Annotated in this window: 11 protein-coding genes; 6 read left to right on the top strand and 5 right to left on the bottom strand. The window is 64.9% G+C overall.

Features of this window, described 5'->3' with window-relative positions:
- The coding region (locus GXY33_03110; protein ID NLX04116.1) for a hypothetical protein at positions 1-792 on the top strand (792 nt) is incomplete at its 5' end.
- Positions 793-1,272: 480 nt separating this feature from the next.
- On the opposite strand, the gene GXY33_03105 is transcribed toward GXY33_03110, so the two are convergent.
- From GXY33_03105 to GXY33_03095, 3 genes are read right to left on the bottom strand one after another with little or no spacing between them, the layout of a single operon-like run.
- A complete protein-coding gene (locus tag GXY33_03105; GenBank protein ID NLX04115.1) occupies positions 1,273-3,453 on the bottom strand; it encodes a hypothetical protein in 2,181 nt (726 codons plus the stop codon).
- Positions 3,454-3,498: 45 nt separating this feature from the next.
- Positions 3,499-4,221, bottom strand: a complete 723-nt coding sequence (locus GXY33_03100; protein NLX04114.1) for a prepilin-type N-terminal cleavage/methylation domain-containing protein — start codon at positions 4,219-4,221, stop codon at positions 3,499-3,501.
- Between the two features lie 40 nt (positions 4,222-4,261).
- Positions 4,262-5,344 (bottom strand): substrate-binding domain-containing protein, encoded by a 1,083-nt coding sequence (locus GXY33_03095; protein NLX04113.1) that lies wholly within the window; start codon positions 5,342-5,344, stop codon positions 4,262-4,264.
- A 323-nt stretch (positions 5,345-5,667) separates the two neighbouring features.
- Here GXY33_03095 and GXY33_03090 point away from each other — a divergent pair, with 323 nt between their 5' ends.
- The 5 genes from GXY33_03090 (at position 5,668) to GXY33_03070 (ending at position 10,863) form a co-directional block, all read left to right on the top strand.
- Positions 5,668-6,006, top strand: a complete 339-nt coding sequence (locus GXY33_03090) for a DUF3147 family protein (GenBank protein ID NLX04112.1) — start codon at positions 5,668-5,670, stop codon at positions 6,004-6,006.
- Between the two features lie 86 nt (positions 6,007-6,092).
- Positions 6,093-6,638 (top strand): nitroreductase, encoded by a 546-nt coding sequence (locus GXY33_03085; GenBank protein NLX04111.1) that lies wholly within the window; start codon positions 6,093-6,095, stop codon positions 6,636-6,638.
- A gap of 132 nt (positions 6,639-6,770) precedes the next feature.
- Complete coding sequence (locus tag GXY33_03080) at positions 6,771-8,060, top strand: transaldolase (protein NLX04110.1); 1,290 nt, start codon at positions 6,771-6,773, stop codon at positions 8,058-8,060.
- A gap of 147 nt (positions 8,061-8,207) precedes the next feature.
- Entirely contained in the window at positions 8,208-9,725 is a 1,518-nt protein-coding gene (locus GXY33_03075; GenBank protein ID NLX04109.1) for a hypothetical protein, read from the top strand.
- Between the two features lie 34 nt (positions 9,726-9,759).
- On the top strand, positions 9,760-10,863 hold the full coding sequence (locus GXY33_03070; GenBank protein NLX04108.1) for a metal-dependent hydrolase: 1,104 nt from the start codon (positions 9,760-9,762) through the stop codon (positions 10,861-10,863).
- A gap of 21 nt (positions 10,864-10,884) precedes the next feature.
- On the opposite strand, the gene GXY33_03065 is transcribed toward GXY33_03070, so the two are convergent.
- Both GXY33_03065 and GXY33_03060 read right to left on the bottom strand, forming a co-directional pair.
- Positions 10,885-11,070: a hypothetical protein gene (locus GXY33_03065; GenBank protein ID NLX04107.1), complete on the bottom strand. Its 186-nt coding sequence runs from the start codon at positions 11,068-11,070 to the stop codon at positions 10,885-10,887.
- A gap of 197 nt (positions 11,071-11,267) precedes the next feature.
- Positions 11,268-12,244 (bottom strand): hypothetical protein (locus GXY33_03060; protein NLX04106.1); only part of this gene is annotated, 977 nt, incomplete at its 5' end.

The following is a 12,244-nucleotide window of genomic DNA, read 5'->3' as shown; positions in this document are numbered from 1 at the left end:
GAGCCGGGGGCGGTGGTCCGCTCGGCGCCGGTGCTGGCCGAGATTCCCCACGACAGCGACTCGGGCGACGTGTGGATCGACGGCGTGTTGAGCGCGAACGGCCGGCGGATCGCCAAGCGCTTCGGGCCGATCTGGGTGGTCAACGAGCTGCGGCTTCGCCACGTGATGGTCGATGACTTCGAGAACGGCGGGCGATGGGCGTACCCGGGTCAGGTGGACGTCCACACCGCCCAGCTCGATGCGGACGGCAACGTGCGGAGCGAGCGGGACCTCTCGGCGCTGGTGGCCGAGAATGGGTTTTCGGTCGTCAGCGACCCGGTGTACGCGGGAAAGTCGGCGGGCCGGTTCGACTTCGGCTGGACGCGGCCGGCGGACGGCTGGGGATGGATGGCCTGCACGTTCGAACTGGCCGAGCCGGCAACGCTGCCGGGCGAGCCGGTCGAGCTGCGAATGAAGGTGTTCATGCCCGAATGCGAGCGGCAGTATCCGACCACGCTGCTGGCCAAGTTGGAGGACGCCGAGGGCGAGGTGTTCCTGATCGAGGGCGGGGGCGAGATCTATTGGCGGGGCTGGCGGCAGTTTCGCCTGACGATCCCAAGCCGCCTGGGCGACGGTTACGTGCACAGCGTCTGGGGCGCGGCGGGCAACCGCCGGCTCGACCCGCCGGTGCGGTTTCGCGGCTTGGTGTTCAACCAGCCGCCGAACGGGGCGATCACGCACTTCCCCGCCGATCAGCCGGCGACGCGGGCGTGGCTGGCGTTTGACGATATTGAGATAGTGTGCCATGAGTGAACAAACGCAGAATTCAGGATTCAGAAGCCAGAAGTCGGAATGAAGACAAGAGGCGAAGCGGCGGGGGTGTACGTTTTGTACAAAACGTGCGATTCGTACCGGGCCTGTTTATTCGTGAGGGGACCTTAAGTGGGTCGCCTTGGGCGGGTTGCAGAAGTTTTGTACAAAATGTGACATCTGCGCGCCGTGCTTCTTGCCCCGCAGGCGCAAGAAGAGGAATACGGGAAATCGGTCCGGTGGGTTGCCGCATGTTCAGTTGTCAAGGGTCGCCGGCTGGCGACGCGCGGCCGGGCGCGCCGGGGCGCTTCGGCAGAATAAAGATACCACGAGAATCTGCGTTGGGCAAAAAGGCGATTTTCGGGGCGGGCGGCGGAGACGAGGCAGAGACTTCCGCAGGGATTTCCGGTAGAGAAGTCTGGATTCCGCCTGCGCGGGAACGACAGAAGGATGGAGGGATTTGGAGAGCAGGCGACGTGACGGTTACGGCGACAGTCGCGCCCGGCCCCAGTGGTTGCGCTGCGTGGAGTTCTTTTCGGTGCCGTTCCACATGAACTGGCGGAGTCGGCTGGTGAGATTCGCGTCGGTGTCGTCGAAACCGACGTCGAACATGAATTCCTTACCGGCTTGCGGCGTGAAGTTGAAGGCTTCGAAGGGAATACCGGCTTCGAGGGTCCAGCCCTGGCCGTCGGGGTTGGCGCGGACGACGGCTTGGATGGGGAACTGTTTGGGCGAGTTGTACCAGTAGTAGTCGGGAGTTTCCTGGGCCTTGGCGCTGATGAGGACCTGCCGGTCGCCGAATTGCAGGCCGCCGGGTTGGCCGACGTCCTGTCCGCTGAGGAAGACTTCGACGGCGTCGCCGGCCCAGATGCCGCGGCCGTAGGATGGATTGTTTCGGGGCGTGGGGTCCTGGACGTCGATGTAGAGGTAGAGGTGCGTCTTGTCCCAGCAGAGCCAGAAATCCGCCTGGTGATCGCCGGCGTCGGTGCCCATGACCATGTTGGCGGCGGTAATGCGATACGACGGGCGGTCGGGCCACGGTGCCTGGACGCCATCGACCTTATGGCCGGGCAGGCAGTGCGGGACCTCAGCGACCTTGGTCGGCCGGGCGTTGCGCTTAAACAGCGGGTGGTCGAACTCGAACGGCTCGCGCCGGCTGAGCAGCACGTCGTAGATGCTGTAGTTGGTTTCCATCGCGTGCTTGAGGAAGTCCTTGTACGGCCGGTCGGCGATGTTGACCAGGCCGGTGTTCCACTGGCTGCCCTGATGGTCGAGGGTGCACCACCACTGGACGCCGACGACAAACGGCAGCGAAGCCGCCTGCTCGACGTAGTTGCGGTAGGCCAGGCCGCGCTCCTCCTGCGTCTTGACCTGTCGGAGCGTGTTCCTGAGGCCCTGCTCGTCGGTGTCGTAGTTCCACTCGCTCAGGATGATGGGCCGGCCGCCGGACTGCTCGTGGGCGCGGATCAGGAAGTCTTTTTCGAAATGGAAGGTGTAGTAGTTGAAGCTCAAAACGTCGACGTATCGGCCGGCCACGCGGTTGACCAGGTCGGTGCGGGCGTCGCGGGTGCGGCGCCGGCTGCCGAGGATCAGGTGGTTCGGGTCGTACTGGCGGACGGCCTGGGTGACCATGCGATAGTAGGCGTCCAGAAAATGCTCCTGGAAGGCGACCACGTCGCGGCCGGCTTCGGTGGTGACGGGGCAGATCGGTTCGAGCAGGTCGTCGAAGCTCTTGGCTTCCATCTTCCACGCCGCGTTGAAGTGGTCGATGGTCTGGTACTTCTCGCGGAGCATGCCGACCAGTTCGCGCTTGGCGGGGCGGTCGCCGGTCAGGCCGGGTACGGTGGTGGGAATGAAGGCGAAGTCGGGTTCGTTCTGAATGAAGTAGCCGAGGATGTCGGCGCGGTCGACGTACGTCGGCAGGTATTCCTTGAGGTCGGCGTCGAGTTTGTCGTGGACGGCCGGATCGAAGGGATCGGGGAAGTGGGCGATCTGATTTTCGCCGTCGAGGCCGCGGATCTCCTGGATGACCACGCACGCGGGATAGCAGAGCCGTTCGCTGTTGCCGGGCGGCCGGCCGTAAGAGGACTGGGCGTTAAAGCCCCACTTCCGGAGGCGCTCGATCATGCGATCCTTCCACTGCTCCGAGTTGTACCGGCCGTACTTGCGGATGGCGTTGGCGATGGCGAACGAGACCACGCTGCCGCGCCACGCCTGACGGAACTTACCGGATCTGGGCGGCAGCCGCTCGAACTGCTGCTCGCGGCCAGCCGTGTCGAGGAAGTCGTGATACGGAAAGACCCCGCCGGTGGCCAGCATGAAGTAGAGGTTGCCGTCCGGATCGACGAGGACCTGTCGCCCAGCGGCGGTTTCGACGTGGAAAAAGCCGGTGGCCGTCAGGCCCAATTGCTCGCGGCTGCCGGGCAGTCCGCCCCAGCGGTCGCGTGCTGGCGGTGTGAGGCTGTTGTAGTAGGCTTCGTCGCGTTGGACGTCGTCGCGGAGTTCCTGCTCCGAGCGGACCTTCTCGGGGAAGTCGACAACGGCGGACTGACCGAACTGATCGAAGAGGACAGCCGGCTGGCTCGCCGGTTGGGTGTCCTGGGCCAAGCCGCTGCACGCGGCGGTCAACATGGCGATCAGGGTCAGGATCAAGGTCAAACGCATTCGAGGGTCTCCTGTGGAGATAAGTTACCTTCCGCTGTGCGGCGATCAGTCTTTGACGCGGAAGTCCGGCCGGTCGACCTGTTCCATCGGTTTGGGCGAGACGTGCCAGTCGAGCCACACGATGTTGGTGAACCCGCGATGGCGGTCGCTGATCTGGTTCTGTATGTAGGTGTAGCTGCGCACATCGACGATCGCGTTGAAGAAAGCGCCGTCGTTGCGGCCGTCGAGGATCCAGACGGCGTTGCTGGGCGGGTAGGTCATCTCGCCGTAGCGCAGGCCGTAGGATGGGTTGTTCTGAAGCTGGTGCAGATAGCCGACCGCACCGAACCGGCTGCGGTCGTATTCGAGACGCCCGGGTTTGTAGTCGCCCTGCGGGTAAGCGGGATTTTGGGTCGAGGGGCACATCAGGACGGTGGACCCGTCGATGACCACGCCGCTGGACTGGACCTGCTCGACGGCGATGTAATCGGAGAGCTGTCGCATCCAGTAGCCCGACCATCCCCAGCCGGACTGGCTGGAATCCATCGCGTAGGGGAAACGGTCGGCGTTGTCCTCCAGATAGAACTGGCACGCCCAGCCGAGTTGACGCAGGTTATTCTGACAGAAAGCGGACTTCGACAGCTCCCTGGCGGCCGTGAGGGCGGGTAGCAGAATGGCCACCAGAACCGCAATGATCGCCACCACCACCAGGAGCTCGATCAACGTGAATGATTTCGAATGTCGAATTTCGGATTTCAAATTTGTGGAAAAGGCAATCCGACGTTTCATATTCGCACTCTTCCTCAAATCATCAATCATCAATCAACAATCAGCAATTCCTCACCCTTCCGGTCGATTGGCGGACGACCAGTTCGACCGGGACCTCGCGGTTCTCGTTGACCTCCTGGCCGGCGAGAATCCGATCGAGCATGTCCATGGCGATCTCGGCGGCGATGCGGCGCGAGTTGCGGACGGTGGTGGCCGGCGGGTGGAGCGTGGCGGTGATGGCCAGGTCGTCGGTGCCGATCACCGATACGTCTTCGGCGATCTTCAGGCCGCGGCGTTCCAGGAATCGGTAGATGGTCGAGAGGTGCGGATCGTAGGCGACGATGGCGGTCGGATGCGGCGGCTCCGAGAAGATGCCTTCCAAAGCGGCCAGGCACGCCGCTTCGTCGAACCAGCCGTTGGCGACCCAGTGCGGGGCGACCCGCAGGCCGCGCTCAGCCATCAGACGGTAGAAGGCTTCGCGCCGGATGCGGTGGGCCCGCGAGGGAGCCTGCTCGTTGAGGCGGTCGAGGTAGGCGATCCGGCGATGGCCGAGTCCCCACAGGTGTCGCAGGTGGATCTCGGGGATTCTCGGGGAGTCCAGAACGGTGCGGCTGAGGGCGAACTGCGTCTGAGGGAAGATCGAGACCCACGCGATGTGCTGGTCGTTCAGGAGGGTGGCCAGTTCAGGAATGTGCAGGCCCAGAAGCAGACACGCCCGCACGTCGCTGCGGACGGCGAGGGCTTCGTAGTCGGCGAGGCGGTCGCCGACCCAGAACTGGTGGAGGCGGACCCCCATGCCGCGCCGGCTGGCCTGGGTGGTGACGGCCTCCAGCAGCTCAGCCGAGAAGGTGCCCTCGGTCCGCACGTCGCCGGTCCGCCCGCAGGCGACCAGATCGACCATCGAGACGAGGCTGCCGCCAGCGGCGCCGGCGGCTTTGAAGATGCCCTGACGCGGCCGCCGTTCGATCAGCCCCTCCGCCGACAACTCCGCCAGCAACCCCTCAAGCCGGGCTCGACTCGTCCCGCAACTCTCGATCAACTGGCGAACCGGCGGCAGCGGCTCACCCGGCCGCAAGACCATGAGCTGCTGCTCCAGGTGTTTTCGAAGCCTCGTTCGCGAGGCGTGTCGCGTAGCTGTGGGCATGGGCGATTTCCTGTGTCGATTGTGTGTCTGGTTTCAGTATAGCGATTCTGGCGGGCGAGTCAAGAGGTGGGCGATGCCGGCTTTTGTTGGTAATTGTAACTATCATGCGTATAAGCCGTTATGATAGCTTTGTTCGCGATGCCCGCTTGGCGGGCCGGCGGCATGCCGAACGGCCCGTGCCGGTTGCACAAAACAGGCACAGAGACGCGGTACCGTGGGTGTTGATGGACGGGTCGGTGCGATACAATGGGCGAAGCGGCGCGGGGGTGAAGGTGGCGATCTGAAATCTGAGACTTCGGGTTCGCGGAACTGGGAGGTGGCCGATGCAGTTTGCCTTAAAGCTGGCGATCAGCGTGGTGGTAATCGTGGCGGCGACGCAGATCGGGCGGCGGGTGCCAAGCCTGTCGGGGCTGATTGCCACGATGCCGCTGACCGGGGCGATCGTGCTGGTGTGGCTGTGGACGGACAAACCGGGGGACTACGGGGTGATGTCCGGCTACGCGAAGGGGGCGTTCTGGGGCGTCTGGCCGAGTCTGCTGTTTTTTGCCGGGGCGTATGTGGCGTTTCGGCGCGGCTTGCCGCTTTCAGCGGTGCTGGGAGTGAGCTTTGGGCTGTGGTTGGCGGGGGCGTTTGTGCACCAGCTCTTCCTGCGGGCCTCGTGATCGCACCGTCAAATGCTTTTCGGCGGGCGGGTTGGCGGTTACAATGGGCTGGCAAGTGGGGTTCGGGCAAACCAAGGAGGTGTTGCATGCACGTGATGGAAGCGATCCGATACCGTCGAAGCGTCCGGCAGTACTGCTGCAAAGCGATCGAGAAGGACGTACTGGAGCGGATGCGCAAGGCCCTGCGGTACGCCCCGTCGGCGTGCAACCATCAGCCGTGGCGGTTCATTTTCGTGATGGACGAAGGCTTGCGACAGCAGGTGGCGCGGGCGTGCCGTGAGCAGATGTGGATGGCGGAGGCCCCGGTGATCGTGGCCGGGTGCGGCCGGGCGGATGAGGCGTACAAGAAGATGGGTGGTTACGGCAGCAGCGTGGACGTGGACGTGGCGATCGCGCTGGACCACCTGACGCTGGCCGCGGCGGCGGAGGGATTGGGCACGTGTTGGATCGGTGCGTTCGACGAGGCGCAGGTCAAGCAGATACTGGGCGTGCCGGAGGAGGTGAAGGTGGTGGCGCTGACGCCGCTGGGCTATCCCAAGCAGGCCGGCCTGATCGCCCCGGTGCAGCAGGACCGGCGCAAACCCGAAGCGGAGATGATCCGGATCGACCGGTACGACGGCGAGAGCTTTTGAAACGAGACTCGTTCAGGTTTCTGACGGATCGAGAGAGCTATCGTATGCATTGATCTTGCTCAGGCGGGTTGGTTTTGCTTGTGCGGGGCAAGTAGAATTCAGTGAACAAGAGGCGTTCGGGGAGGTATGGCCATGTCGAGGACGGGGTTTGGGACGGAATTGGCGGAACGGGTGGCGGGGTTTGTGCGGGAGGGGTTTTCGCCGAGCTTCGGTCAGCTCAACGGGACGTTTGGGAGTCATCCGCTGTGGCGGCGGTTGCGGGAGTTGGGGACGGAGCTGTGGCTGGATACCGGGAACATCGCCGAAGCGGAGGAGCTCTGGACGCGGGAGTTCAGCGCGCTGACCACGAACAATACGCTGCTGAACAAGGAGGTCCAGAGCGGCGTCTACGACGAGCTGATCGAGCGTGCGGCGAAACTGCTGGATGAGTTTCCGGACCTGACGGATCAGGAGCGGAAGCTGGAGTTGGCGTTTATCCTCAACGCGCGTCACGGCCTGCGGCTGGTGGAGAGGTTTGACGCGTTCGTCTCGGTCGAGGAGCACACGGACCTGACGCACGACGTGGACGGGTCGGTGGAGTACGCCCGGCGGTACCATGCGATCTGTCCGGAGCGGTTCTACGTGAAGATTCCGTTCTCCGCGGCGGGTTTGCTGGCGACGCGAAAGGTGGCGGCGGAGGGGATTCCGGTGAACCACACGCTGGGTTTTTCGGGGCGTCAGAACTACCTGATCGCACGGATCGGGCGTCCGGCGTACGTGAACGTGTTCCTCGGGCGGCTCAACAGCGTGGTGGCCGACAACAAGCTGGGCGACGGCAGCTACGTGGGCGAGCGGGCGACGCTGACTTCCCAGACGTTCATGGTCCTGCTGCGGCAGACTCAGAAGGTGCCGTCGCACCAGATCGGGGCGAGCTTGCGGCAGGGGCGTCAGGTGATCGATCTGGCGGGGATCGACGTGATGACGATACCGCCGAAGGTGGCGCGGGAGTTCCTGGCGATGGGCGCTCGGCCGGAGGACCTGACGAACCGGACGGGCGAGAACTACTGGCCTCCGCTGTACGAGGGGGTCGATCCGGAGTTGGTCCGGCTGGACACGCTCTGGTCGGTCAACGACCGGCTGCGGGCGTGTGTGGACGAGTTGGAGAAGCAGGACCTGGACCGTTTCACGCCGGACGACCTGATCGACTTCCTGGCCCGGCACAAACAGGGCGACCTGCTGGTGCGGTGGGCGCCGGAGCAGATCCGGACCAGCGCCGAGGAGGGCAAGATTCCGGACCTGGCGACGTGGCGGGACGAGCTGAAGGCCAAGCGGATCGGGTTGGATACGCTGATGAACCTGGCGGGGTGGAACAGCTTCGACGCCGACCAGCGGGCGATGGACCAGAAGGTCCAGGACGTGCTTGGCCACGTCGGCCAGCGGTAGGCGGGGCTTTTCTCGGAAAGGTTCGAGGCGGCTTGGAACCTGTCTGTTTGTGCCGTGTATACTGTGGATGAACGTTAACGGTATGCGCGGAAGTCGCGGCATGTGTCTTGCTTATGTTTGTTCACGTGCTGGTGGAGGTAGAGAGTCATGGATGGCGGTTTGACCCCGGCGGACGGATCCAGGACGGGCGGTCGCAGCGGGTGGCGTTGGCTGATCGGGTTGGCGGCGGCGTTGGTTTCGGGCGGGTTGATGGCGACCTGCTATTGGCCGCTGGAATGGCATTTCGTGGGTTGGTTCGCGCTGGTGCCGCTTTTGCTGATGCTGCCGAGGGTTTCGGGCCGGACAGCGGCGTTGTGCGGCTTGGCGTTCGGCCTGATGTACTACCGTCTGACGCTGGGCTGGGTGTGCGACGTGGTGGGCCCGATGGGGTGGGCGGTGATCGGCATCTTGTCGGTATGGATGGCGGTGGCGGTTCTGGTGGGCAAGCGGCTGACGGACCGGTTCGGATTGGCGGCGATGCTGTGGGCGGCACCGCTGGCGTTGACGGGGCAGGAGATTCTTCGCAGCGAGGGGTTGGCGCTGTGGCGGTTCGCGTACGCCGGGTTCGGGTACAGCCAGGCGGGCAATCCGTGGGCGGCGCAGATGGCGTCGTTGGGCGGCGTGTACCTGGTGACGCTGGCGGTGGCGGCGGTGAACGCGGCGTTGGCGTACGCGGTGCTGGCGACCCAGCGGCGCCAGGGGTGGACGGCGGTGCTGGCGGTGGTCGCGGCGGTGACGGTGGCGGCCACGGCGGGCGGGTACGAGTTGGGCCGCCCGGCCGGCTACGTGATGGCGGCGGCGGTGCAGACGGAAGATGCGGATTTTGGGAGGCATTTCGGGCTGATCCGGCAGGCTTTGGGCACGCCGACGCATCCGAAGATCGTCGTTCTGCCGGAGCACGCCCTGGTGGACGTGTACTCGGAGGAGCACGAGGCGTTCAAGCGGCTTTCGCGAATAGCGGATCGTCGCGACGTCTACATCTGCGTGGGCGCGGATATCGGCACGACGTCGCGTCCGGCGGCGAGTTGTCCGTTCGACAACACCGCCGTGCTGTTCGGGCCGGACGGGCAGATCCTCTCGCGGCAGGCGAAGGTGGTGCCGGTGCCGATGTACAGCGACGGCAACCCAGCGGCCGAGCAGGTTGTAGCCGAGACGCAGTTCGGCAGGATCGGCACGTGCATCTGCTACGACGCGGATTTCACGGACGTGTGCCGTCGGCCGGTGGCGATGGGGGCGAGGCTGCTGCTGATCCCGATCATGAATCCCAAGGACTGGCCCGCCCAACAGCGTCATCAGCAGGCGGCGATGATTCCGTTCCGGTGCATCGAGCTGCGGCGGGCGGCGGTGTGCGCGGCCAGTTCCGGGATTTCGCAGATCATCGACCCGCGCGGCAAGGTGGTGGACGATCGGACGCAGGAGGAGGGCGACGGGTTCATCGTCGGATCGGTGCCGCTGCGGGACGATCGGACGGTGTTTGTACGTGGAGGGTATATGTTCGCGAGGGTAGTTGGGTGGGGGTATCTTGGGCTGATCGCGGTGCTGGTGCTGACGGACGCAGCGGGCATCTTCCAGCGAGGCGGGAGTCGCGATGCCGCGAAGGGGGAGCGTGACGCATCCGACGCCTAGCGACATTCGCGTTCGCATCGGCTAAGATACGGGTATGGACACGATCACGCAGGGATTGTTGGGGGCGGTGACGGCCCAGTTGGGGTTCCGCCAGCGGATCGGGCGGGACGCGACGCTGGTGGCGGCGGCCGCGGCGGTGGCGCCGGACCTGGATTTTCTGCTGGGGCCGATTGTGGGGCTCAGCGGGTCGGAGTCGGCGGAGATGGCGCGGATCGTGGGGCATCGCGGGCTGAGCCATTCGCTGCTGATCGTGCCGCTGATCGCCCTGGCGATCGCGGCGGCCTGGTGGTGGTTCCGGCGGAGTCTGTGGGAACCGGCGGAGGTTCAGGAACGGCGGGCGGGTCCGGGTTTCGGCTGGCTGTTCGGCTGCGTGCTGGCGGCGGTGGCGAGCCATCCGCTGCTGGACTGGTTCACCAGCTACGGGACGCAGCTCTTTTCGCCGGTCACGTCGGCGCGGTTCGCCCTCGACGCGGTGCCGATCGTGGACCTGATCTACACGCCGATCCTGATCGTGACGCTGGCGGCGTGCTACATCGTGCGCAAGTGGAAGGGCCAGGCGGCGCGGGCGACGCTGGCGATCGGCTGGTCGGGGTTTCTGCTTTCGACGGGGTATCTGCTGGCCGGGTTGGCGTTGCACGAGGTAGCGATCGGACAGGCGAAGCGAACGATCGAGGAGTTGCGCGGCGTCGAGACACAACGGAGCGAGTACGCAGCGTATCCGCAGCCGGGCTCGATTTTCGTCTGGCGGGTGGTGCGCCGGACGCCGGAGACCTGGACGGCGGGACGGGTGAACGTGCGGTTCGGTCCGGTGGCCGAGCCGTCGCGCTGGACCAGCGCGGCGGTGGAAAACAACGCGTGGATCGCGAAAGCCGGGCAGCGTCCGGAGGTGCGCGAGTTCATCTGGTTTACCGGCAACCATGCGCGGGCGACGTACGAGAATCGCGACGGCCACCACATCGTCGAGTTTCACGACATGCGGTACGGCCTGACGCCGGGCGGCCTCGAGAGCCTCTGGTCGATCCGCGCCGTCATCTCGCCGCTCGGCAACGTCCTGGACGTCGAACGGGTGGAACACCATCGAGGGGTCAGACGCGGAGAGATGATCGGGCGGTTCTGGGGGTATCTGTGGGAGGCGTGAAGGCGCGGACGAATTCAGAACTCAGAATTTGCGCCATAGCCGAATCCGCTTGCCCATTTCGTCGTTGGAGATGAGGCGCTCCTCCCGAGCGTCCCTAAGACCCCGCTCAACCATTCCCGCGAAGGCCAGCTCACGGACGATCTCCTCATAGGTGGCATCTTCCGGCTGGGCTTCGATGATCTCCTTCATCTTCTCTTTCACCGTCATGGTCTTCTCTCGACAGCGACCCGAGAAATCATCCACTACTATATTGTGTCTTGGTGGCGGATCGCCGTCAACTGCCGGGCGAGTGTGTCGCGCCTTCCGCAATGAAATCCGCGCTCCGGAAGATGGCGGGTGAACCTCGCCTGCGGCGAGAACCACCCGCCCTACAAACGCGCATCTCGGGGGAGATGGTCTTTCGGTTACGGTTGGCGGTGGAGGGAGAAGTTGGTGTGGTTCTCGACGGCCAGGCGAAAGTCGGCCGGCAGCTCGATGCGGTAGTGGAGTTGGCCGGACTCTTTCCACCAGGCCAGTTCGACGGCGTCGCGGCCAAGCGGCACGCGGGCGCGGCAGCGGTCGAGCGGAAGGTCATTGAAGCGGACGGTGACGGTCTTTCGCTCCGGGTCGATCCGGCGCAGGCCCAGGACGTCGCGAATGAGGCTGTGGGCGACGTGCGAGGCGAAGCCGTGGTTGCAGCTTGCGGTGGGGCTGTCCATTTCCCAGAGCGTGCCGGTCAGGTCGGCCATCTTCAGGAAGTAGCCCAGCGACTCATCGAGCACGCGGTCGGCCAATCCGTAGCGCGAGAGGAGCTCGATCCGCAGGTAGTTGCCGATAAAGGCGTTGGCGACGTGGATGTCCGGCCAGGTTTCGGCCTGCCGGCGGGCGGGGCCGAAATCGCGCACCAGGCGGTCCCAGAGCACCGGGTGCGAATCGGGCGTCGCCACGTCGAAGAAAAACGCAAAGTACTGGCAGACCTCGGTGCGGTTGGCGGTGGCTTCGAGCTTGCCGTCGCAGCGGGTCGCGTTGTCGGTGAAGAACTCGCCGTCGAAGGATTTCTCGCGGATGGTTTGGCGCAGCGCAGCGGCGCGTTCGGCCAGGTCGCTGCGGCCATAGAGTCGGGCGACGGCGTCGAGCATCCCGGCGTAGAGCATATTGGACGGGTAATTGACGTCCTGGACGAAGTCGTTGGCTCTGGACCATTCGATGAACACCCACCGTTTGAGCTTTTCGAGCAGGCCGAACTCGTTGCGGAACGGCTCGAAGTAGTCGACGAGGGCCGTGACCTTCGGCTCGAAGGCGTCGATCATCGCGCGGTCGCCGGAGCGGTGGAGGTATTCCTCGAGTTCGAGGACCAGCCACATCGCCCAGTTGGGAATGAAGTTGCCGTTGTAGTGGTCGG

The organism is Phycisphaerae bacterium, assembly GCA_012729815.1.
GTDB lineage: Bacteria > Planctomycetota > Phycisphaerae > JAAYCJ01 > JAAYCJ01 > JAAYCJ01.
This window is presented reverse-complemented; position numbering and strand designations above follow the sequence as displayed.

Excerpts from the sequence above, each read along its gene's own strand:
- GXY33_03085 (NLX04111.1), top strand. The coding sequence starts at position 6,093 with ATGCACGTGATGGAAGCGATCCGATACCGTCGAAGCGTCCGGCAGTAC.
- GXY33_03065 (NLX04107.1), bottom strand. The coding sequence starts at position 11,070 with ATGACGGTGAAAGAGAAGATGAAGGAGATCATCGAAGCCCAGCCGGAA.
- GXY33_03105 (NLX04115.1), bottom strand. The coding sequence starts at position 3,453 with ATGCGTTTGACCTTGATCCTGACCCTGATCGCCATGTTGACCGCCGCG.
- GXY33_03095 (NLX04113.1), bottom strand. The coding sequence starts at position 5,344 with ATGCCCACAGCTACGCGACACGCCTCGCGAACGAGGCTTCGAAAACAC.
- GXY33_03075 (NLX04109.1), top strand. The coding sequence starts at position 8,208 with ATGGATGGCGGTTTGACCCCGGCGGACGGATCCAGGACGGGCGGTCGC.
- GXY33_03070 (NLX04108.1), top strand. The coding sequence starts at position 9,760 with ATGGACACGATCACGCAGGGATTGTTGGGGGCGGTGACGGCCCAGTTG.
- GXY33_03100 (NLX04114.1), bottom strand. The coding sequence starts at position 4,221 with ATGAAACGTCGGATTGCCTTTTCCACAAATTTGAAATCCGAAATTCGA.
- GXY33_03090 (NLX04112.1), top strand. The coding sequence starts at position 5,668 with ATGCAGTTTGCCTTAAAGCTGGCGATCAGCGTGGTGGTAATCGTGGCG.
- GXY33_03080 (NLX04110.1), top strand. The coding sequence starts at position 6,771 with ATGTCGAGGACGGGGTTTGGGACGGAATTGGCGGAACGGGTGGCGGGG.